Origin of the sequence: Bradyrhizobium sp. NBAIM14 (genome assembly GCF_020193895.1) — a bacterium.
GTDB lineage: Bacteria > Pseudomonadota > Alphaproteobacteria > Rhizobiales > Xanthobacteraceae > Bradyrhizobium > Bradyrhizobium yuanmingense.
In genome coordinates this window covers 36,854-58,551 of record NZ_JADYVQ010000005.1, presented here as the reverse complement: position 1 = coordinate 58,551, position 21,698 = coordinate 36,854, and the positions used below count along the sequence as shown (strand labels likewise).

Below are 21,698 nucleotides of genomic sequence, written 5' to 3'. Positions count from 1 at the left end.
CGCTACAGCGAGACCCCGGTTCGCAAATGCGGTTTCCCATGCCTGTGCAATCCAGACTTGTCGCCCTTGTCGCTGCTGTCCTGTTGTCAGCGGGCGCAGCACACGCCCAGCAGGGCGCCAAGAAGAACGCCGCGCCCGCCCCGGCCGCGCAGCCCGCGCCTGCCCCGACACAGGCGCAGGCTGACGGTGCTTCCGGACAGCCCGGCTGGATCGTCCGCTGCACCAGCGCAAGCCGCGACGCGCCGCTCGAATGCGCGATGGAGCAGAACGCGGTGCTGACCAAGACGGGCCAGACCGTCGTCCTGATCAACATCCGCATCGCGCCCGACACCCGCACGCCGATCGCGCTTCTGCAATTGCCGCTCGGCCTCAACCTTCCGGTCGGGGCCAAGCTCCAGATCGACGAAGGCAAGACGTTCGATCTCCAGATCCAGACCTGCGAGAATCGCGGCTGCTACGCCTCGACCCCGGTTGCGCCGGACCTGCTCGCCGCCTTGCGGTCGGGCAAGCAGCTGAAGGTCTCTTTTCAGAACATGGCCAAGGAGACCATCGCGATCCCGATGCCGCTCGGCGATTTCGCGGCGGCCTACGACAAGATCAAGTAGCAGGCACGCCTCGCGTCACGATGTCACTCGCCCGAAGCAGCGTTGTGAAGCCGCCATAGATCATGCGCTTGCCGTCGAACGGCATGCCCTCGAATTTGATGCGCGGGTCCGCCATCACCTTCTTGTTGATGGCATCGCGGCTCTCGCGGTCCCGATAGACGATCCAGGCGAACACCACGATCTCGTCCTCCTTCGCGATCACCGCGCGCGGAAACGAGGTGAGCTCTCCATAGGGAACGTCATCGCCGATGCATTCGACATAATCGAGCGCGCCGTGCTCCATCCAGATGGCGCAGGCTTGCGTCGCCAGCGCCTTGTAGGCCTCGATATTGTCCTTCGGCACGGCGAGAACGAAACCATCGACATAGGGCATTTGCGGATCTCCTTGGGTTGTCCAGCCCAAGGACGATACAGCGCGCGGCGATCCGACTTGGAAACGCAAATACTAGGTGAGGCAAACCGTCGCGAGCAGCGAGGCAGCCCATCAACCTGCCTGCCATCCTGCCCAGGGACCGGAACCATACCTTTGGGAAAGCGCCCGGAACTGGCTGGGGAACCTGGATTCGAACCAAGACAAACAGAGTCAGAGTCTGTTGTGCTACCGTTACACCATTCCCCAACGGAATAGTCGAACAAATTCAAAGGCCTGCTTGATTTGTTCGACTGTGGCCGGGAAGCGCATCGCGCTAATCGCGGCTCAGGCGTGGCAGCCTTCTACCCGCTCGCATCTGGGCTGGCAAGCGCTGCGGTGGACGGATCGGGTCAGGGCGCGTTTGAACAGACGACGATGTGGTCGAAGTCTGCGGCGATCCGGGTGTTCGGGAAGATTTTTGCCGCCTCGGCGAGAATCTCTGCGTCTTCGTAGCGTCCCGACATATGCGTCAGCACGAGCTGTCCGACCTCGTTCGCGGCGGCAAAGGAGGCCGCTTCTGCCGCGGTGAGATGGCCGTAATTCCGCGCGGTCGGCGCGTCGCGATCGAGGAACGTCGCCTCGATCACCAGCATGTCGGCGCCGGCGACGTATTGCGACAACCCCTCGGTGGTCTCGGTGTCGCCGATCACGACGAGCTTGCTGCCGCCGCTCACAGGACCCAGGACCTCTTCCGGATCGATGGTTCGGTCGGCAACCACGATCGGTCGGCCGGCGGCCAACTCGCCGCGCAACGGACCATCGGGGACACCGAGCGCGATGAGGCGATCAGGCCGCAGATGACGGCGCGCGGGGCTTTGGAAGATGAAGCCGAAGCTGTCGGTGTCGCGGTGGCGGACCGGAAAACAGTCAACGGCGAATTCACCGGTATCGATAGCTCGTCCCTCGGTCAGCGCTTCGAACTGGACGGCGATCGGCGCCCTGCCCGCGCCCCACAGGCCGGCGAGCATGCGGGTGACGAGGTCGAGCGTGCCCGCGCCGCCGTGAACGGTCATCGTCTCGGACGTCTGCCGCAAGCCGAGCGTCGAAAATAGTCCGGGGATGCCGAGCACGTGGTCGAGATGGGCGTGGGTGAGCAGGATGCGGTCGAGCCGCCGGAAGCCGGCGCCGCTGCGCAGCAGCTGGCGCTGCGTGCCCTCGCCGCAATCGACCAGGACGCGCTTGCCTGCGGCTTCCACGAGGAGTGCCGGATGGTTGCGCTCCGCCGAGGGAACGCTCGCCGATGTCCCGAGAAACGTCAGGGCGAACATGGTCGTCGATGTCCAGCGACCGTCCTTCTCCGCGTCGATACGGTTGACGGTCTCACCGTCCCCAATGCCACGCGAGCAGCAGCGCGTACAGGCCCATCGACGCGGCATAGAGCACGGCGAGCAGCACGTACCCCGCGATCTGGCGACTGATCGTCGCCTTCGGCGTCACCCACCAGTCGAGCGCCTTGAAGGCGGCGGGCACCAGCCACCAGCCGAGCAGCTGCGTGCTGACGAGATTGCCGATGAACAGCGACAGCCAGACCGGCACGCCGTTTCTGTCGATCAGGGGCGCGCTGATGAAATAGCCCCAGAGGTAGACTACGGGATAAAGGACCAGGAGAACGATCAGGTTGCTCTTCCAGATGAAACCGGGCCCTTGCTCCGGGGCCGACGTCTTGCCGGCCGGGAACCAGAAATTGAAGCCGTAGCTCGCCCGCCTCACGTGCATTCCGGCATTGAAGCGCGCGCCCTCCTTCAGCAGCGTCTGCCGCAACGGCGAGTCGAGCCACGCATTGAGATTGGCATCGCTGTCGAAAGACAGGATGATGATCCATTCGTCGTGCAGGCCCGGAATCGGCCGCTCGATCTTGTGCCGCAGAAATCCCTTGAACTCGGCCTCCGCCGCCTGGATGCGCTGCTGCCATTTCAGGAACGCGTCCTCGAGTCCATCAGGGACTTTGAATGAGATGACGGCCGAGACCGCGCTGTCGCGCGGGACGCCGGTGTCGGGCAGGATATGGACGTCCTCCGAACCGACGAAGAAGCGCTGCACTTCCGCGATCAGCTTCGCCCGCACCTCGCTCTGCAGCCAGGCACGTGCCGCAGCGGGGCTCGCGAAACGCAGGATCGTCACCCAGTCCACATGCGCCGGCGGTTGCGGCGGCACCACTTCAAGGCTGAGGAAGCCTGGCCAGGCCTTGAGCACCTCGCCGACCTCACCGTTCCACCGGGCGAACGCAGCAAAGGCGTCGTCGGCGATGCGGCGCTGAATGACGAGAGCGACCGGCTGGCCGGCTGTTTCAGGAGATGCGCGCATCGGCAGCGGTCCGCCTCAGCCTTTCTTGTAGAGACGCTTGCCCATCACCCAGGTCTCGTCGACGCAGCGATCGTCGCCGACCATCATGACGGCGAACAGCATGCTCGCGGCCTCGTCCATCGTGCGCGGGCCGGCGCCGTCGGCGATCAGCGATTGATGCCACGCTTGCGCGACCTGTCCGCCGTTCGGATCGAGCGCGACGAAATCGGCCTCCTTGCCCGGCTCGAAGTTGCCGAGCTTGTCGTCGATGTAGAGGCCTTCGGCGCCGCCGAGCGTGATCGACCAGAAACCGCGATAGGGCGAGAGCTTGTTGCGCTCGGCTTCCGCGAGGTCCTTGCGCGCGGGATCGATGCTGCCGTCGAGCAGCGTGTTGTTGCACATGCCGACCTTGTAGGCGTCGTCGAGCACGGAGATCATCGAGAAGCGGTTGCCGCCGCCGACATCGGTGCCGAACGACATCTTGACGCGATGCTCGGGATCGGTGGCCCGGCCGAGGCGGAACAGGCCGCTGCCGAGGAACAGGTTCGAGCACGGGCAGAACACCACCGCCGCGCCCTTCTTCGACATGCGGCGGAACTCGTTGTTGGAGAGATAGACGCCGTGGCCGCCGGAGAATTTCGGACCGACCAGGTCGAACTTCTCGTAGACGCCGAGATAATCCTGGCAATCCGGATGCTCGACCAGCACGCCGCTGCATTCGGCCGGGTTCTCGGAGATGTGGGTGTTGACCCAGCAGTCCGGATGCTCGTGCTTGAGGCGCTGACACGCTCTCAGCAATTCCGGCGAGGCACCAAAGGCGAAGCGCGGCGTGATGGCGTAGAGATTGCGGCCCTTGTTGTGGTACTGCGCGATCAGCCGCTTGCTGTCGCGATAGAAATTTTCCGGCGTATCGATGAAATCGGCCGGCGCGTTGCGATCGATCCCGGTGAGGCCCGCGATGACGCGCATGTTGCGCCTGCTCGCTTCCTCGAACAACTCCTCGGTCGAAACAGGCGAGGAGCTCGTGAAGGCCTGGCAGGTGGTGGTGCCTGAGGCGAGCAGCGCATCGAGGAAACGCTTCACGCCCTCGCGCGCGTAGTCGCGATCCCGGTATTTGAGCTCTTCCGGGTAGACCCATTTCTGCAGCCACGGCAGGAGCTGCTCACCATAGGCCCCTAACACGCGCGTCTGCGGCAGATGGATGTGGCCGTCGATGAAGCCGGGAACGATGATGCGGTCCTTGATGTGGGTGACCTCGACGCCCGGATGGGCGGCGGCAATCTTGTCATAAGGACCGAACGCCTTGATCACGCCGTCAGTGACGACCATGAGACCATCCTGGTGAAAGCGCGCGGCGGCCGGCTCGTTGCCGACGTGCTTCCAGGGATCGTCGACGAAATCGAAGAACGTGCCGCGAATTCCGACCGTGGTCATGATTTGGTTCCTTATTTAACTGTGTGTCGCTTGCCGCGCCGACGGCAGCGAGATCGCGAGCAGCGTCCCCGCAATGGCGCAGAGTCCGAGATAAAGCCATCCGATCGGCGCCTGTGTCGCTTCGGGCAACACCGCCGTGATCGCCATGGCACCGCTCACGGCGAGATAGCAGAGCGCGCTGATGAGGCCGCCAACCAGGCCATGGTCGCGTTCGAACAGGCCAAGCGCCATGCCGTACATCATCGGGCACAGCACGCCGCAGCCGCCGAGCACCAGCGCGCCGCCGATCGTGATCGACGCAACATCGAGGCCGAGGGTCATGCCTGTTACCGTCAGGACCACCGCACCGGCGAGGAACAGCGCGAAGGCGCCGAAGCCCAGCAAGCGCGCCGGCATGACGCGCGCGAAATGCGCGCAGCCGAGCTCGCCGGCGAGATTGACCCCGCCAAGCCCGAGTGCGACGAGGCCGTAGATGGCCGCCGAATAGCCGAGACCGGTCTGGTAGAAGAACGGCGCGACGACGCCGAACGCCAGCTGCGCGCTGGCCGCCGCGACAAACACCAGCACGAAGGCGAGGAAGCCCGGGCGGACCAGCGCATCGCGCAAAATACCGGCAGTGCGGCGCGGATCGAACGGCGCGCGCCGCTCTGCCGGCAATGTTTCGGGCAGAAGAAATGCGACGATCGCGGCGACGATCGCCGCGGCGACGGCAATGACGACGAAGACGCCGCGCCACGAGGTCAGCTCGACGATGAAGCCACCGGCTGCCGGCGCCAGCACCGGCGCAAGGCCCCAGGCGGCACCCAACAAGCCGGAGATCGCGGTGAGCTCGCGGCCGCGGAAACAATCGGCTGCGACCGCATAGGCGACGACGAGACAAGTGCAGCCGCCGATGCCTTGCAGGAAGCGCAAGCCGAGCAGCAGCGAGGCGCTGGTGGCCATCGCACAGGCGATGCTCATCGCGATCAGGACCGACAGGCCTGCGAGCAGCACGTTGCGGCGGCCGAGAGTGTCCGAGGCGATACCGACCGGCACCAGCGCCAGAGACATGCCGAGCATGTAAGCGGTGACGGTGTTCTGCATCGACGCCGCGTCAGCTGCGAGATCCACCACCATCTGCGGCAGGCCCGGCGTATAGGCATCGAGCGGAACCTGGCTGAACGGCACGACGCACAACAGGATCGGCACGATCCCACTCCTGGCGCGACCGGCGTCCGAAGCAAGTGCAGTCATGGCTTACGGCCCCTCGACTCCCGCCGGCTCCGTCTTTTCGTGCGCGAAATGAGACACGATGCAGGCTGCGGATATTGACGCGCGGAACGTGCCAGAACTGTATGTAAAAACTCTTAGGGGTTCCCGTATCGATACGGTTTGCGGCGCTGGATGATCAGGCTCCGGGCACGCTCAAACAAAAATGCGAAAACAACCCCATGCACAGTACGAATCATTGAAGAATTTCGCGCCGCATGGTGCGGGTCCTGCCGGCGAAGGCCGTTTGACACGTCGGGCAGAACAGGCGCAAAGTTGCATGATCGCCGATCGTGAATCCGCAACTCGCGCCGACGCCCTTAACCGGTCGGAAGCCATGGCTGCTATCAAACGTGAGCCGGCCTCGACATCGGCACCACTGTCGATGGCGCGAGGCTGAACTCTGTGCACGCGCCCGATCGCAGTTTGCACGAGGCCATGCTTGTCCGGCAGATGGATCGAGCCACGGCAGGCATCGGCAATCGAGGTTGGAAATGACTCTCCTCAGAAGTGACGGCGTGTGGTTGAACGAACCGAAACGATGGACGGCAGAGGACGATCGCCTCCAGGTCGTGACGGACAAAGGCACCGATTTCTGGCGCGAAACCTACTACGGCTTTTATCGTGACAGCGGGCATTTCCTGGGCTTTCCAACCGGCGAGGCATTCACCGCCAGCTTACGTGTACAGGGCGACTTCCAGGCGCTCTACGATCAGGCGGGCATCATGGTGCGCATCGACGCGCGACATTGGGTCAAGGCCGGCATCGAACTGTCGGACGGCCGCGCCATGCTTGCAAGCGTGCTAACCGACGGGCGATCGGACTGGGCAACGGCACCCTATGAGCATGATGCCGGAGACTTCTGGGTCCGCGCAACCGTCGCCGACGGCGTCCTTCGTCTACAAGTCTCGGCCGATGGCAAGACCTGGCCTCTCATGCGGCTAGCGCCGTTTCCGGCAGCAAGCTCCTATCTTGTGGGCCCGATGGCCTGCACGCCCGAGCGGGCGGGACTGGAAGTCGTGTTCTCGAACTTTCGTCTGACACCGCCGCTTGGAAAGGACCTTCACGACCTGAGCTAAGCGGCCTTGCGATCTATCGCGCTCCCGAGCGGGCAGATCGTCGTTCAGCGCAGGCCACTCGTCTCTACCCCCTGGCCGACTGCGCTTCCACGGCCTGCACGGCGACATCAGCGACCTGCCGCAGCGCTTCACGATCGGCGCCTGAAGACGCCATCACGCCCATGCCGACCGCCACCGCCGAGACATAGCGCGCGAGCGCGGCCGGATCGGCGCTCTCCTTGAGATCGCCCTCCGCCTTGGCCCGGACGAAACGGTCGCGGAGCTGGTCCTCGTTCTGGGCGCGGCGGGCGGCGAGCTCGAAGGGGACGTTTTCTGAGCCGGTGCCGCAGGCGATGCCGCCCTGCACGAGCAGGCAGCCGGGCGGATTGGCGGGATCGGTCTGCTTGTCGGCGATGCCCATCAGCATCCGCTCCGCCACCTGGCGAGCGGTGGGCGCTGCGACCACCTCGTCCATCCAGATGTTGCGCAGCGTGGTGTAGCGGTCGAGCGCAGCCTTCAGCAGGCCTTCCTTGTTGCCGAAGCAGGCGTAGAGACTGGGCGGATTGATGCCCATGGCCTCCGTGAGCTGGGCAATGGTCGCGCCCTCATAGCCATGGCGCCAAAACACTTCCATCGCCTGGTCCAACGCCGTTTCGGCGTCGAATTCGCGGGGGCGTCCCATGCCCATGTGCCTGTCTCCTCGGATTCGGCGTGCTGTCTCAGCCTAACGCCGGATCCTATCTATTTGTTCTAGCTTTCTTTTTCTTGTGTCTTCCAATCGTCGCGGTATCGGCGTACAATTTTCTTAGTGATTGGTACATAAGTATCTTGCACTGCGGTATCCAGCTCCACATCTGTAGTGAACACTACATATCTGGAGCGCGCAAATGCATCCCTCCCAAAATACCTCCCGCACCGGCCATTTCCGCCGCCTTCTGGGCGGCGTCGCCATCGTGGGCGCCCTCGCCGCGGCCGGCTCGATCGTGACCGGCCGCTATTTTCATGCGGCGCAAGCGACCGCACCCGCGGCCGCAGCTGAACAAGCCGTTTCCGTCACCGTCGCGATGATCGAGCCGCGGCAGACCGTGCTGTGGGACGATTTCTCCGGCCGGCTCGAGGCGATCAACCGTGTCGAGCTCCGCCCCCGCGTTGCGGGTGCGATCATGTCGGCGAACTTCACCGAGGGCGCGCTGGTGAAGGCCGGCGACGTGCTGTTCAAGATTGATCCCGCCCCCTATGCGGCCGAGGTCGACAAAGCTGCCGCCCAGCTCGAGGCCGCCAAAGCGCGCGTCGTCTTCACCCAAAGCGAGCTCGAGCGTGGCGCACAGCTCGTCGGCAACGCCGTGGTCACCCGGCGGGACTACGACCAGCGCGACAACGCCAATCGCGAAGCAATCGCCAACGTCAAGGCGGCCGAGGCGACGCTGCAGACCGCAAAGCTCAATCTCGACTACACCGAAGTGCGCGCCCCCGTGGATGGCCGCGTCGGCAAGATCGAGGTCACCGTCGGCAATCTCGTCGCCGCCGGCACCGCCTCGCCGGTGTTGACCTCGCTGGTCTCGGTCAATCCGATCTACGCCTCGTTCGATGCGGACGAAGAGGTGGTGCTGCGCGCGCTGAACTCGATCGCCGATGCTTCCGGGCAACGCGGCAAGCTCGACCAGATCCCGGTCGAGATGACGACCTCGGGCGGCTTGTCCGCGAAGGGCAACATCCAGCTGATCGACAACCAGGTCAACGGCCAGAGCGGCACCATCCGTGTCCGCGCGGTGTTCCGCAACGACGATGGGCGTCTCATCCCCGGCCAGTTCGCGCGCGTGCGCATGGGCCAGCCGAAGCAACAGGCGCTGGTGATGATCGACGAGCGCGCGATCGGCACCGACCAGGACAAGAAGTTCGTGATGGCAGTCGGCGACGACAGCCGCGCCGTCTACCGGCCGGTCACGCTCGGCGGCGCCGTCGATGGGCTTCGCATCGTCACCTCGGGCCTGAAGTCCGGCGACCGCATCGTCGTCAATGGTCTGCAACGCGTGCGTCCGGGAGCCCTCCTCAAGACGGAGGTGGCGGCGATGGGCGCACGGGGGCCGCAGCAGGCGTCGAACCACAGCAACCAGGACGTGGTGCAGCGTTAATGCACCCCGTCATCCCGGGGCGCGCATCGCGCGAACTACGGTGCGCAATTGCGCACCTGAGAATCTCGAGCGTACGAAACTCCGATCACATCACCTCAGGATTCCGGGTTCGCGCTTCGCGCGCCCCGGAATGACGAGTGGAGGTCTCGGAGAACATCAGGATATTGCCCAGGGGCAAGGCCATGAATCTGTCAAAGTTCTTTATCGATCGTCCGATTTTCGCCGGCGTGCTGTCGGTCCTGATCTTCCTTGCCGGCCTGATCTCGCTGTTCGCGATGCCGATCTCGGAATATCCCGACGTCGTGCCGCCCTCCGTCGTGGTGCGCGCTACCTATCCCGGCGCCAACCCCAAGGTTATCGCGGAGACAGTGGCGACCCCGATCGAGGAGCAGATCAACGGCGTCGAGAACATGCTCTACATGTCGAGCCAGGCGACCACCGACGGCGCGATGACGCTGACGGTGACGTTCCGGCTCGGCACCGATCCCGACAAGGCGACGCAGCTGGTGCAGAACCGCGTGCAGCAGGCCGAGCCGCGCCTGCCGGCCGTGGTGCGCCAGCTCGGCATCATCACCAAGAAGTCCTCGCCCGACCTCACCATGGTGGTGCATCTGTTGTCGCCGAACGGCCGCTACGACATGACGTATTTGCGCAACTATGCCGTGCTCAACGTCAAGGACCGGCTGGCGCGGATCGACGGCGTCGGCGACGTCCAGCTCTATGGCGCCGGCGACTATTCGATGCGGGTCTGGGTCGATCCGCAGAAGGCGGCCGAGCACGGCCTGACCGCAAGCGACATCGTGCGCGCGATCCAGGCGCAAAACGTCGAGGCCGCCGCCGGCGTGGTCGGCTCCTCTCCGAATGTCAAAGGCATCGATCTCCAGCTCTCGGTCAATGCCGAAGGCCGCCTCGCCAACGAGGAGCAGTTCGGCGACATCGTGGTCAAGACCGGCACGCGCGGCGAGGTCGTCCGTCTGCGCGATGTCGCGCGCATCGAGCTCGGCGCGTCCGAATACGGCCTGCGCTCGCTGCTCGACAACAAGCATGCGGTGGCAATCCCGATCTCCCAGGCGCCGGGCTCCAACGCGCTGCAGATCTCCGACAATGTCCGCGCCACCATGGCGGAGATCAAGAAGAACATGCCGGAGGGCGTGTCCTACCAGATCGTCTACGACCCTACCCAGTTCGTTCGCTCCTCGATCGAGGCTGTGATCCACACGCTCTTGGAGGCGATCGCGCTGGTCGTGCTGGTCGTGATCCTGTTCCTCCAGACCTGGCGGGCCTCGATCATTCCCCTGCTGGCCGTGCCGGTGTCGATCGTCGGCACCTTCGCCGTGATGCACGTGTTCGGCTTCTCGATCAACGCGCTCACCCTGTTCGGCCTGGTGCTCGCCATCGGCATTGTCGTCGACGACGCCATCGTCGTGGTCGAGAACGTCGAGCGCAACATCGAGTCCGGGCTGTCGCCGCGCGATGCCACCTATCAGGCCATGCGCGAGGTCTCGGGCCCGATCATCGCGATCGCGCTGGTGCTGATCGCGGTGTTCGTGCCGCTCGCCTTCATCTCCGGCCTCACGGGACAGTTCTACAAGCAGTTCGCGCTAACGATCGCGATCTCGACGGTGATCTCGGCCATCAATTCCCTGACGCTGTCTCCGGCGTTGTCGGCGCTGCTGCTCAAGGGCCACAACGAGCCGAAGGACTGGCTGACGCTGATCATGGAGAAGAGCCTCGGCTGGTTCTTCCGCGGGTTCAACAAGGCGTTCACGCGGTCCTCGGAGAACTACAGCGGCAGCGTCGGCAAGGTGATCTCGCGTAAGTCCGCGATGATGGGCCTTTATGTGGTCCTCGTCGGACTCACCGCATTTCTGTTCCAGCAGGTGCCTGGTGGATTCGTGCCGGGCCAAGACAAACAGTACCTCGTCGGCTTTGCCCGCCTGCCCGATGGCGCCACGCTCGACCGCAGCGAAGAGGTGATCCGCAGGATGAGCGACATCGCGCTGACTCAGCCCGGTGTCGAGAGCTCGGTAGCCTTCCCGGGCCTGTCGATCTCCGGTTTCACCAACTCATCCAATGCCGGCATCGTGTTCTCGACGCTGAAGCCGTTCGACGAGCGCAAGGATCCCTCGCTCAGCGGCCCTGCGATCGCGGCCGAGCTGAACAAGAAATATGCCGGCATCCAGGAAGCCTTCATCGCCATGTTCCCGCCGCCGCCGGTCAACGGCCTCGGCACCATCGGCGGCTTCAAGCTGCAGATCGAGGACCGCGCCGGTCTCGGCTATGACGCCCTGAACGAGGCAACCACCGCCTTCATGGCGGCGATGCAGAAGGCGCCGGAGATCGCGGGCGTGTTCTCCAGCTTCCAGGTCAACGTGCCCCAGCTGTTCGCCGACATCGACCGCACCAAAGCGCTGCAGCTGGGCGTGCCCGTCACCGAGGTGTTCAACACGCTGCAGATCTACCTCGGCTCCTACTACGTCAACGACTTCAACAAGTTCGGCCGCACCTATTCGGTCCGCGTCCAGGCCGATGCGCCGTTCCGCGCCCGCGCCGACGACATCAGACAGTTGAAGGTGCGCTCGTCGTCCGGCGACATGGTGCCATTGTCGGCGCTGCTCAATATCCGCCAGAGCGCGGGGCCGGAGCGCGCGATCCGCTACAACGGCTTCCTCTCGTCCGATATCAACGCGGCGGCCGCGCCGGGCTTTTCATCGGGCCAGGCGCAGGAAGCGGCGACGCGGATCGCGGCGGAGGTGCTGCCGCCGGGCTTTGCCTTCGAATGGACCGACCTGACCTATCAGGAGTTCATCGCCGGCAATTCCGGCATCTGGGTGTTTCCGCTGGCGATCCTGCTGGTGTTCCTGGTGCTGGCCGCGCTCTATGAGAGCCTGACCCTGCCGCTGTCGATCATCATGATCGTGCCGATGGGCTTGCTCGCCGCGATGTTCGGCGTCTGGATCTCCAAGGGCGACAACAACGTCTTCACCCAGATCGGCCTCATCGTGCTGGTCGGCCTCTCCGCCAAGAACGCGATCCTGATCGTCGAATTCGCGCGCGAGCTCGAATTCGCCGGGCGCACGCCGATCCGGGCTGCGATCGAAGCCAGCCGCTTGCGGCTACGCCCGATCCTGATGACGTCGATGGCGTTCATCATGGGCGTGCTGCCGCTGGTGCTCTCGACCGGCGCCGGCTCGGAGATGCGGCGCGCCATGGGCGTTGCCGTGTTCTCGGGCATGATCGGCGTCACCGTGTTCGGCCTATTCCTGACGCCGGTGTTCTATGTGCTGCTCAGAACCGTCACCGGCATGAAGCCGCTGGTTCATCACGGCAGTGACATCAGCGCAGCGCCGGTCCAGGGGCCTGCCGAGTGAACAGCGTCCCGCCGCGGCACGCCCCCGGCGGGACCATCATTTCCGGTTCTCCTCGCAGAATTTCAGCGCCGCCAGCGCCTCGCCGGCCCGCGGGATCTGCATCTCGATGCTGTCATCGTCGTCGTCCTCGAAGTCCAGCGTGAGGCGCTTGGCCTTCGCGAGGCGGTCCATGATCGACTGGTCGTATGCGAAGATGCCGCGCACCGTGGTCTTGTCCATGACCTCCCACTTGGCCTTCTTCATGATGTCGGCATCGTCGGTGCCGACATCGGCCCGGAGGATCTCACCGGCCTTGTCCCATTCCCAACCGTCGTAGATCATCACGATCACGATCGCCTGCTCGGAATAGGTGATCACGATGACGTAGTCGCGGTTCTCGTCATCCTTGTCCTTGTAGCCGCGGCTGGCATTGCAATGGGTGTCCTGCGCCCGCTTCTCGATGGTCCAGTCGCCGACTTTGGATTGTTGCGCAAGCGCGGGCCTCGAGCTCGAGGCGGTTGCGCTCAAGACGCAAGCGAGAATTCCGGCGGCAAGAAGAGATCGTTTCATGTCGGCCTCCAGCGCGTTCCCCGCGCCGAGATGACCACCTCTCCCGGCGGCTCGCAAGAGGGCGAGGCGAACGGCCGGCGGCCGTCCTATCCCCGCCGCGGCACGATCGCGATCGGAGTGAAGGTGTAAACCTCCTCGCCGTTCTGGTTGAACATGGTCCATTTCACCAGCGCGATGCCTTGCGGCTTCGATTTCGACGGCGTCAGGCTCATGACCTCGCCGACCAGATGCAGGCGGTCGTTGGGCCGCACCGGCATGGTCCAGCGCAGGCCGTCCACACCGGCGCCGATCAGCGGATGCGGGCCGAACGGACGGGTCTGGATCGCAAGGTTCATGGCTATCGCGGCGGTGTGCCATCCCGAGGCGGCAAGCCCCTTGAACAGGGTCTGCTTCGCCGCCTCGTGGTCGAGATGCATCGGCTGCGGATCGAACTCGGCGGCAAAGCGCTTGATGTCGGCCTCGGTGACCACGACTTCGGGGGATTTGAACTGCATTCCGATGGTGAGATCGTCGAACCACTCGACCTGCGCCATGATTTTGCCTCGCAAAATGACGTGCCGCTCCCGAAGAGACGGCTCAAAATCGACTGAGCCATGAGGGATATAGCGGGCCCGCAGCGCACAAACCAGCGCAAGGTTCCTGACGAAACCCCTTTCCCGATGCGACGAAACACGCCTGAAACAGATGGCCGCTTAAGTAGTTGTCAAAATAAATACAGGGACGGCCACCATGCAGTTCATCCTCGACCTGATCTACGAATATTCGTGCTGCCAGAATCTCGTTGCCCAGCCGCTGCGGGAGGACGAGCTATGATCGAGCTGATCTCAGCCCTGCTCGCGCTGTGCAGCATCGGCGTCTTCGCGGCGCATGCGTTCGACGCTTACCGCACTACGCATTCCTGACCGTTCTGACGCTAAAGCGCGATGCGATTAGGATGAATCGTCATCGCGCTTTAGGTTGTTGTTTGAGCATGATCTTTTTGGAAAACCGCTCCGCACTTTTCCTCTGGATCATGCTCTAGAAAGGTCGCCGGTAGAAGTGCTCGGAATGCGTCGCCGGCGGAAACCGGTTGGCGAGCGCAAGCGCCCCTCTCTCGTCCGTCTCGAGCGCGATCTTCTGCGCCAACATCACATCGCCCGGTACCAGGAAGCCTGACGGGACGAAGCACCACCCCATCGTCGCGCGCCCCTCACTATCGACCTCGTGGACGTTGGCGGCTGTGCCGTAGTGGATGCGATAGGTCCGGCCGGTGTCGCAACCGACGACGTCGAAATACCGAAACTGCTCGAATTGAGCGCGCTGCGCCGGTGACAGCCATTCGGCCAGAAGCCGGCGGCCGCGCGCATCCGGCGTGTTCTCGCCGAAGAAGCGGCGATAGAGTTCACGCAGCGCATGCAGGCGCGCACGCGCCGGCGCGCGGAGCCAAACTGCCGCGATCATGAGCAGCTCAGATCAACCGCCGACCAGGCGGGGATAGAACAGCGTTTCCTGCGCGGTCGGATCGAACGATCGGATCCGGGTCACTTCGCCGGGTCCGGTTCGAAGCGCGGCGGTGAAGCCCGCTCCGGTCAGCTCACGAAAGCGCCGTTCGGCTCGCGCCAGCGCCTCGGCGTTGCCAGGATCAAACTCGTGGCGCGTATCGCCAGTTTGGTCCATCACGATCTGGGTAGCCATGTTGAGTCTCCTCATGCCCAGCCCTGAACTTGATCAAAGCAAACCTCGTGCCGTCGGTTCCAGAAGGCAACAACTTTCTCTCGCCGTCGCATCACACGTCGCTGAGCAAGAGCTCAGCGTGAGGCCGCGGCACTCCCGCCCTCGTCGATCTGCCGGCCCATCAGCGCGATCGCCTTCTGATAGACACCAGCGGCATTCCAAGCCTCGATGGCAGCGAAATTGGGCTCGCCCGGCTGGTATCCGGCTCCCGCACGCCAACCATGGGCTTTGAGGAAATTCGCGGTCGAGTTCAGCGCATTGGCCGCAACTTCGAGATTGCCGGTGCCGTAGGCCAGAATGCTCTTGGGCATGAACTGGGTCTGGCCGACCTCGCCATGCATGGAGCCGCGGGTCGATCCCGACAGCGTACCGCGGTCGATCAGCTTCAGGGCCGCATAGAGCTGGTCGGTGAAGAATTCGGGACGGCGGCAGTCATAGGCGAGGGTCGCAATCGACGACAGCATGTTCTGGTTGCCGCGCTGGCTGCCGAAGCCGGTCTCCATGCCCCAGATCGCGATCAGCGGCCCGGGCGGGACGCCATAGCGCTGCTCGATCGAGGCGAACAAAGCGGCCTGCGACTGCTTGAGCTGCCGGCCCTTGGCGACGATGGTGGTGGCGCCGCGCTTGGCCAGGAACTGGTCCAGCGTCAGCGAGAAGCTGCGCTGGCCGCGGTCGGCCGCGATCGTGGCGCTGGCATAGTTCGTTTGCATCAGCGCCGACAGTGCCGTGGGGCCGATGCCCTTGCCCTGCGCCTCCGCGCTGAACTCGCGCTTCCAGGCCTCGAAGCCGGCCGGCGAGCTGCCGCATTGCGCGGCCTCGGCGGAGGATGCCAGGCAACCGAGCAGCGTCATTGCGCCAAGAACCGCTCCCGCAACAGCCCTGCCCCTGATCATGCCCGACCTCTCCTGTCCTGTACCGCTCGGCGGCGCAATCTTACCCGCTGGAATGCGCCGACTCCATGGCCCGATCATAGGACAATTCGAGGCCTTCCAGGTTGCCCTCTTTGCGCCATTTGTCGAGCAGCCGCAGGAATGCCACCGGCCCGCGCCAATATTGGCTGTTTCTTGCCGCGATCGGATCGAACACGCCTTCGTTATTGTAGTAGCCCGGCGTGCATTCGGCGAGATAGGTCTGCCGACCGAGCGCGGCCTTGACGACCTCCTCGACCCAGGCGTTCTCGGCCGCAAGCGTCGGCTCCAGGGTGCGTGCGTTGCGCTCGCGCGCCTGCTTGATGACATAGGCGATGTGCTGCGACTGCTCGTCGATGATGTGCGGAAAATTGGCGCTCTGGCCGGCCTGCACGGTGACGATCAGGAAGCAGTTCGGAAAACCGCGGCTGTAAAAGCCGTGCAGCGTCTTGACGCCGTCCTGCCAGCGCTCGGACAGGCTCATGCCGTCGCGGCCATAAACCTCGAAGCCCATGCGCTGCGCGTAATCGGTGCCGACCTCGAAGCCGCTGGCATAGATCAAGCAGTCGAGCTCGTAGGCCTTGCCGCCGGCGACGACGGCATTCTCGGTGATGCGTTCGACGCCCTTCCCCCCGGTATCGACGAGATGCACGTTGGGACGGTTGAAGGTGTCCAGATATTCGTCGTGGAAGCACGGCCGCTTGCAGAACGCCTTGTACCAGGGCTTGAGCGCAGCCGCGGTCGCCTCGTCCTTGACCACGGTGTCGACGCGCGCGCGGATCTCCTCCATCTTGCGATAGTCGGCCTGCTCGATCACCTTCAGCGCTTCCTCGATCGAGGTCACCGGCTGCTTTTGCCGGCGCGGTGCCAGCAGGATTTCGCCGAGCAGGCCCGTCCAGCCGTCCTGCACCAGGTCCTGCTCGAACGGCTCGCCTGAAATCACGGCGGTAAAGTTGTCCATGCGCTCGCGCTGCCAGCCTGGCTTGAGGCTCTGCGCCCAGGTCGGGTCCGTCGGACGATCGTCGCGAACGCCGATTGCGGACGGCGTGCGCTGGAACACATAGAGCTCCTTGGCGGAGCGGCCGAGATGCGGCACGCATTGCACGGCGGTGGCGCCGGTGCCGATGATGCCGACGCGCTTGCCGGCAAGACCGGTAAGGCCACCATTCGCGTTGCCGCCGGTGTAGCCGTAATCCCAGCGGCTGGTATGAAAGCTGTGACCTCTGAACGTCTCGATGCCGGCAATCCCCGGCAGCTTCGGACGGCTCAGCGGACCGCCGGCGAGGATGACGAAGCGCGCGCGGATCTGGTCGCCCCTGTTGGTCTCGACCAGCCACCGCGCCTCATGCTCCTGCCAGGTCATCCGCGAGATGACGGTCTGAAACAGCGCGCGCTCGTACAGGTCGAAATGACGGCCGATGCGGCGCGAGTGCTCGTAGATCTCCGGCGCCCGGGCATATTTGCGCACGGGCATGTAACCGGTCTCTTCCAGCAACGGCAGGTAGATATAGCTCTCGGTATCGCAGGCGGCGCCGGGATAACGATTCCAGTACCAGGTGCCGCCGAAGTCGGCGGCCTTTTCCACGATGCGAAAATCCGCGATGCCGGCCTCGCGCAATCGCGCGCCACACAGCAGGCCGCCGAAGCCACCGCCGACGATGAGCACTTCGGTCGCTTCGTTGATGGCCGCGCGCGCAAATCCGGGATCGGCCCAGGGGTCGTCGAGATAACGGCCGAACTCGCCCGCAACCTCGACATACTGCGCCTTGCCCTCGGCGCGCAGACGGCGGTCGCGCTCGTCGCGATAACGGGCACGGAGGGCGGAAATATCGACCGTAGAAGCGCCGCTTGCATCGGTCTTGTGTCTTTCCGCTGACATTCGATTCCTCCCGCGCATGCTGCTTCGCCGGCAGCTCACCGCACGTTAGCGCCGAAAAAGCGCTGCATGCAATCACGCTGATTGTTTTTTGCGTGAACGCTGCGTGACGTTCCGCTAACCTCGAGCGCAAATCACGAGCCTACGCCATGCAACGACGTGGCTATCCGGAGGGAGACCATGCAGGGATTGATGATGGACATGCCGCTGCTGATCAGCGGCCTGATCCAGTATGCGGCCGATTATCATGGCGAAGCCGAGATCGTCGCACGCGAGATCGAGGGCGACATCCATCGCTACACCTACTCAGACGCGCATCCGCGCATCAAGCGCATGGCGCTGGCGCTGAAGCGGCTCGGCATGAAGCAAGGCGATCGCGTCGGAACGCTGGCCTGGAATACACACCGGCATTTCGAGATGTTCTACGCCGCGCCGGGCATGGGCTACGTGCTGCACACGGTCAATCCCAGGCTGTTTCCCGAGCAGCTCATCTACATCATCAACCATGCCGGGGACCGCCTGCTCTTCATCGATCGCGCCACGCTGCCGCTCGTGGAGGCGATCGCGCCGCAGCTAACGACGGTCGAAGCCTATGTCGTGATGTCCTCGCGCGAGCGGATGCCGGAGACGAATCTCGCGAACGTGCATTGTTACGAAGAGCTTCTGGAACGCGAGAACGATGCCGGCTTCGCCTGGCCGGAGTTCGACGAGAAGTCTGCCTCCACGATCTGCTACACGTCAGGCACGACGGGCAATCCCAAGGGCGTAATCTACTCGCACCGCGCCGCGATCCTGCAGACCATGACCTGCTGCAATTTCGACTTCCTGCCGGGACACGTCGAAGGCGTGCGCGAGGTGATGATGCCGATGGCGCCGCTGTTCCACGGCAATGGCTGGAACATGCCGTTCACCGCGCCCTATACCGGCTCCAAGCTGGTACTGCCCGGCCGCAACTACGAGCCGGACAAGCTCTATGAATTGCTGGAAGGCGAGAAGGTGACGCTGTCGGCGGGCGTGCCGAGCTTCTGGCTGATCCTGCTCGACTGGCTCGGACGGACCGGCAACAAATTCTCGGCCTTGCGCGCGACGTTGTCGTCGGGCTCGGCCCCACCGCGCGCCATGGTGGAGAAGCTGAAGCGCGAGTACAATGTCGATTACATCCAGGCCTGGGGCATGACCGAGGCGCTGGGCTGCTCGATGCCCGGCCTGCGGCCGGGCTCGGAGCATCTCAGCGAGAAGGAGAAATTCGACCGGCGCCAGGTCTCCGGCCGCGCCTGCTTCGGCACCGCCTTGCGCATCGTCGATGATGCCGGCAACGAGCTGCCGCGCGACGGCAAGACCGTCGGCCATCTGCGCGCCCGTGGCCCCTGGGTCGCCTCCGGCTACATGAAGCTGGACGAAGGCCTCGACCGCGACGGCTGGCTGATCACCGGCGACATGGCCGTGATCGACCCACAAGGCCACGTCACGCTGACCGACCGTTCCAAGGACGTGATCAAGTCCGGCGGCGAGTGGATCTCCTCGATCCAGCTCGAGGACATCGCCCTGTCCCACCCCGACGTGCTGCAAGCGGCCGTCGTCGCGATCAGCCACGAGAAATGGCAGGAGCGCCCCCTACTCCTCGTCGTCCGCAAGAAGGGCGCGACCGTCGACGGCAAGGCGCTGCTCGAGCACATGCGTCCGAAGATCGCGAGCTGGTGGCTGCCGGACGCTGTCGAATTCCTCGACGAATTCCCGATGACCGGCACCGGCAAGGTGCTGAAATCCGCTCTGCGCGATAGGTTCAAAGAGTACCGGGTCGCGTGACCCGCTCGCCGTCGATCAAGGAGACCAGAAAATGCTCTATCCGATGTCGCCGAAAGTCGTCGAGCTCAAGCGCAGGCTCGAAAGCTTCATGGACCGGCACATCTATCCGAACGAGGAGCGCTTCTACCGCGAGGCTGAAGAGCTCGGGCCGTGGAAGGTCTATCCGGTCGTCGAGGAGCTTAAGCCGCTGGCGCGCGCGGAGGGGCTGTGGAATCTGTTTCTGCCCGAGAGCGATCACGGCGCGGGCCTCTCCAATCTCGAATACGCGCCACTGTGCGAGGTGATGGGCCGTTCGCACCTTGCTCCTGAAGTCTTCAACTGCTCGGCGCCCGACACCGGCAACATGGAGGTGCTGGAGCGTTACGGCAGCGAGCGGGACAAGGAGCGCTGGCTGAAGCCGCTGCTCGCGGGCGAAATCCGCTCCTGCTTCGCCATGACCGAGCCGGCGGTCGCATCATCCGATGCGACCAACATCGAGAGCTCGATCGTACGCGACGGGGACCATTACGTCATCAACGGGCGCAAATGGTACACCACCAACGCGACCGACCCGCGCTGCAAGATCTGCATCTTCATGGGCAAGACCGACCCCGACAATCCCGACCGTCACAAGCAGCAATCCATGATCCTGGTGCCGATGGACACGCCGGGCATCGAGGTCAAGCGTCCCCTGCCCGTGTTCGGCTTCTACGGAGTGCCCGACCGCGCCTCCGAAGTGGTGTTCACCAATGTGCGCGTGCCCAAGGAGAACATGCTGCTCGGCGAGGGCCGCGGCTTCGAGATTGCGCAGGGCCGTCTCGGGCCCGGCCGCATCCATCATTGCATGCGGCTGATCGGCCTTTCCGAACGCACGCTGGAGAAGATGTGCCGCCGCGTGCGGAGCCGGGTCGCCTTCGGCAAGCCCGTCTCGGAGCAGACGGTGACGCAGGAGCGCATTGCGGAGGCGCGCATCATGATCGAGCAGGCGCGGCTACTGACGCTGAACGCGGCCCATGCGATGGACACGGTCGGCAACAAGGTGGCGAAGGCAGAGATCGCAATGATCAAGGTCGCCGTGCCCAACATGGCCTGTCAGATCATCGACTGGGCCATTCAGGCCCATGGCGGCGGCGGCACCTCGAACGATTTCGGCCTGACGCAGGCCTACGCCACCGCGCGTTTGCTGCGACTTGCCGATGGACCCGATGAGGTCCATCGCAACCAGATCGCGCGGCTCGAACTGAAGAAATACTCGAACGCGTAAGAAAGGCGCTCTTCCTTCGCTTCAGTTCACCACATAGACGTCAGGATCGGCGCTCGAGCTCGGTTTCTTGAAGGCGTTGCGCAAGGCTGATGACATCGGGACGTTGTAGTTGAGGCCGTTCGGCGGCGTCGGCGATTGCAGCCATTTCTTGTAGAGCACCTCGATCTCGGGGCTGGCATAAAGCTCCGCGGTGGCGCGATCGGCGAGCGCCTTGAACGGCGCATCCTCCCGCCGCAGCATGATGCCGTAGGGCTCAGGCTTGGAGAACGCTTCTTCGCTGATCATGTAAGCTTGCGGCTCCTTCGACCGCGCGATCGCGACCGCGAGCTGGACGTCGTCGAGCGCATAGGCCTGGGCGCGGTCGGTCTCCAGCAGCAGGAACGCCTCGGCCTGGTCCTTGGCCGGCATGATGTTGATGCCGAGATTGCGCTCGGTGTTGACCTTGGCGAGCTGCGTCAGGTTCACAGATCCCGCGACCGCCGTGACCGCCTTGCCCTTGAGATCGTCGATGGTCTTGATGCTCGCCGCCTTCCTGGCCGCGAACCGCGTCGCGCTGAGGAAGTGCGTGTTGGTGAAGGCGACCTGCTTCTGGCGGTCGGCATTGTTGGTGGTCGCCGAGCAATGCAGGTCGAGCGTGCCGTTGACCATCAAAGGAATCCGGTTCGAGGACGTCACCGCGACAGTCTCGACCGAAATGTCTGATATGCCGAGCTGCTTCTTCACGGCTTCGACGATACGGAGGCAGATGTCCATGGCAAAGCCGACCGGCTTCTGGTTGCCGTCGAGATAGCTGAATGGGACGGAGGCCTCCTGATAGCCCAGCGTGATCTTCTTGGTCTCCTTGACCTTCTGGAGCGTGCCCGTGAGGTCTTCGGCCGAAGCTGCGCCGGCAAGACATGTCAGGGCCAGGAGAATGGTCGGTAGGCGCATCAGGGGCTCCTCGAAGGGGATTGGTGTCGAACTATCGAGGAGCTGATAGCCTAGAGGTCGGTCATGCGCCAGACGAGGCTGCGTCTACCAGCTATCGCTGTTTGATATGCATTCCGTCGCGGCGCCCATC

The 21,698-nt window shown here is 64.2% G+C and carries 19 protein-coding genes and 1 tRNA gene; 6 read left to right on the top strand and 14 right to left on the bottom strand.

All coding sequences use genetic code 11. The features are described from left to right. Positions 1-38: 38 nt before the first annotated feature. A complete protein-coding gene (locus tag I6F28_RS14570) occupies positions 39-605 on the top strand; it encodes an invasion associated locus B family protein (protein WP_036022432.1) in 567 nt (188 codons plus the stop codon). Here the strand turns inward: I6F28_RS14570 and I6F28_RS14565 are convergent. The 6 genes from I6F28_RS14565 to I6F28_RS14540 form a co-directional block, all read right to left on the bottom strand. Beyond that, entirely contained in the window at positions 598-978 is a 381-nt protein-coding gene (locus tag I6F28_RS14565) for a DUF1428 domain-containing protein (RefSeq protein WP_225140183.1), read from the bottom strand. The genes I6F28_RS14570 and I6F28_RS14565 overlap by 8 nt on opposite strands. A gap of 172 nt (positions 979-1,150) precedes the next feature. Further along, positions 1,151-1,224 (bottom strand) — tRNA-Gln (locus I6F28_RS14560). A 143-nt stretch (positions 1,225-1,367) separates the two neighbouring features. Further along, entirely contained in the window at positions 1,368-2,285 is a 918-nt protein-coding gene (gene rnz, locus I6F28_RS14555) for a ribonuclease Z (RefSeq protein ID WP_225140182.1), read from the bottom strand. Positions 2,286-2,337: 52 nt separating this feature from the next. Next, entirely contained in the window at positions 2,338-3,321 is a 984-nt protein-coding gene (locus I6F28_RS14550) for an antibiotic biosynthesis monooxygenase (RefSeq protein ID WP_225140181.1), read from the bottom strand. A gap of 15 nt (positions 3,322-3,336) precedes the next feature. Continuing rightward, a complete protein-coding gene (guaD, locus tag I6F28_RS14545; protein ID WP_225125813.1) occupies positions 3,337-4,734 on the bottom strand; it encodes a guanine deaminase in 1,398 nt (465 codons plus the stop codon). 15 nt (positions 4,735-4,749) lie between these two features. After that, positions 4,750-5,967, bottom strand: coding sequence for a multidrug effflux MFS transporter (locus I6F28_RS14540; protein WP_225140180.1), 1,218 nt, complete (start codon positions 5,965-5,967; stop codon positions 4,750-4,752). 509 nt (positions 5,968-6,476) lie between these two features. Between I6F28_RS14540 and I6F28_RS14535 the strand changes: the two genes are divergently transcribed. Beyond that, positions 6,477-7,061, top strand: a complete 585-nt coding sequence (locus I6F28_RS14535) for a DUF1349 domain-containing protein (RefSeq protein ID WP_225140179.1) — start codon at positions 6,477-6,479, stop codon at positions 7,059-7,061. 64 nt (positions 7,062-7,125) lie between these two features. On the opposite strand, the gene I6F28_RS14530 is transcribed toward I6F28_RS14535, so the two are convergent. Then, entirely contained in the window at positions 7,126-7,728 is a 603-nt protein-coding gene (locus tag I6F28_RS14530; RefSeq protein WP_036001244.1) for a TetR/AcrR family transcriptional regulator, read from the bottom strand. Between the two features lie 199 nt (positions 7,729-7,927). Here I6F28_RS14530 and I6F28_RS14525 point away from each other — a divergent pair, with 199 nt between their 5' ends. After that, positions 7,928-9,172 carry an efflux RND transporter periplasmic adaptor subunit gene (locus I6F28_RS14525; protein WP_036001246.1) on the top strand — a complete coding sequence of 415 codons (1,245 nt, stop codon included), beginning with the start codon at positions 7,928-7,930 and terminating at the stop codon, positions 9,170-9,172. Between the two features lie 182 nt (positions 9,173-9,354). Next, a complete protein-coding gene (locus I6F28_RS14520; RefSeq protein ID WP_225140178.1) occupies positions 9,355-12,543 on the top strand; it encodes an efflux RND transporter permease subunit in 3,189 nt (1,062 codons plus the stop codon). A 36-nt stretch (positions 12,544-12,579) separates the two neighbouring features. Here the strand turns inward: I6F28_RS14520 and I6F28_RS14515 are convergent, their stop codons facing one another. The 6 genes from I6F28_RS14515 to I6F28_RS14490 form a co-directional block, all read right to left on the bottom strand. Continuing rightward, positions 12,580-13,092, bottom strand: a complete 513-nt coding sequence (locus I6F28_RS14515) for a hypothetical protein (protein ID WP_036001249.1) — start codon at positions 13,090-13,092, stop codon at positions 12,580-12,582. Positions 13,093-13,178: 86 nt separating this feature from the next. Then, a complete protein-coding gene (locus tag I6F28_RS14510; RefSeq protein WP_036001252.1) occupies positions 13,179-13,625 on the bottom strand; it encodes a MaoC family dehydratase in 447 nt (148 codons plus the stop codon). Positions 13,626-14,109: 484 nt separating this feature from the next. Beyond that, positions 14,110-14,532 carry a hypothetical protein gene (locus I6F28_RS14505; protein ID WP_036001255.1) on the bottom strand — a complete coding sequence of 141 codons (423 nt, stop codon included), beginning with the start codon at positions 14,530-14,532 and terminating at the stop codon, positions 14,110-14,112. Positions 14,533-14,544: 12 nt separating this feature from the next. Then, positions 14,545-14,766 carry a hypothetical protein gene (locus I6F28_RS14500; protein WP_007592399.1) on the bottom strand — a complete coding sequence of 74 codons (222 nt, stop codon included), beginning with the start codon at positions 14,764-14,766 and terminating at the stop codon, positions 14,545-14,547. A 113-nt stretch (positions 14,767-14,879) separates the two neighbouring features. Next, positions 14,880-15,698 (bottom strand): lytic murein transglycosylase, encoded by an 819-nt coding sequence (locus I6F28_RS14495; RefSeq protein WP_036001257.1) that lies wholly within the window; start codon positions 15,696-15,698, stop codon positions 14,880-14,882. A gap of 40 nt (positions 15,699-15,738) precedes the next feature. Further along, positions 15,739-17,592: a flavin-containing monooxygenase gene (locus tag I6F28_RS14490; RefSeq protein ID WP_225140177.1), complete on the bottom strand. Its 1,854-nt coding sequence runs from the start codon at positions 17,590-17,592 to the stop codon at positions 15,739-15,741. Positions 17,593-17,769: 177 nt separating this feature from the next. Between I6F28_RS14490 and I6F28_RS14485 the strand changes: the two genes are divergently transcribed. After that, the gene (locus I6F28_RS14485; protein WP_225140176.1) at positions 17,770-19,395 is read left to right on the top strand and encodes a long-chain fatty acid--CoA ligase; all 1,626 of its coding nucleotides are present in this window, start codon (positions 17,770-17,772) and stop codon (positions 19,393-19,395) included. A 31-nt stretch (positions 19,396-19,426) separates the two neighbouring features. After that, entirely contained in the window at positions 19,427-20,638 is a 1,212-nt protein-coding gene (locus I6F28_RS14480; protein WP_225140175.1) for an acyl-CoA dehydrogenase family protein, read from the top strand. A gap of 21 nt (positions 20,639-20,659) precedes the next feature. Here the strand turns inward: I6F28_RS14480 and I6F28_RS14475 are convergent, their stop codons facing one another. Then, entirely contained in the window at positions 20,660-21,568 is a 909-nt protein-coding gene (locus tag I6F28_RS14475; protein WP_225140174.1) for an amino acid ABC transporter substrate-binding protein, read from the bottom strand. Positions 21,569-21,698: the final 130 nt, after the last annotated feature.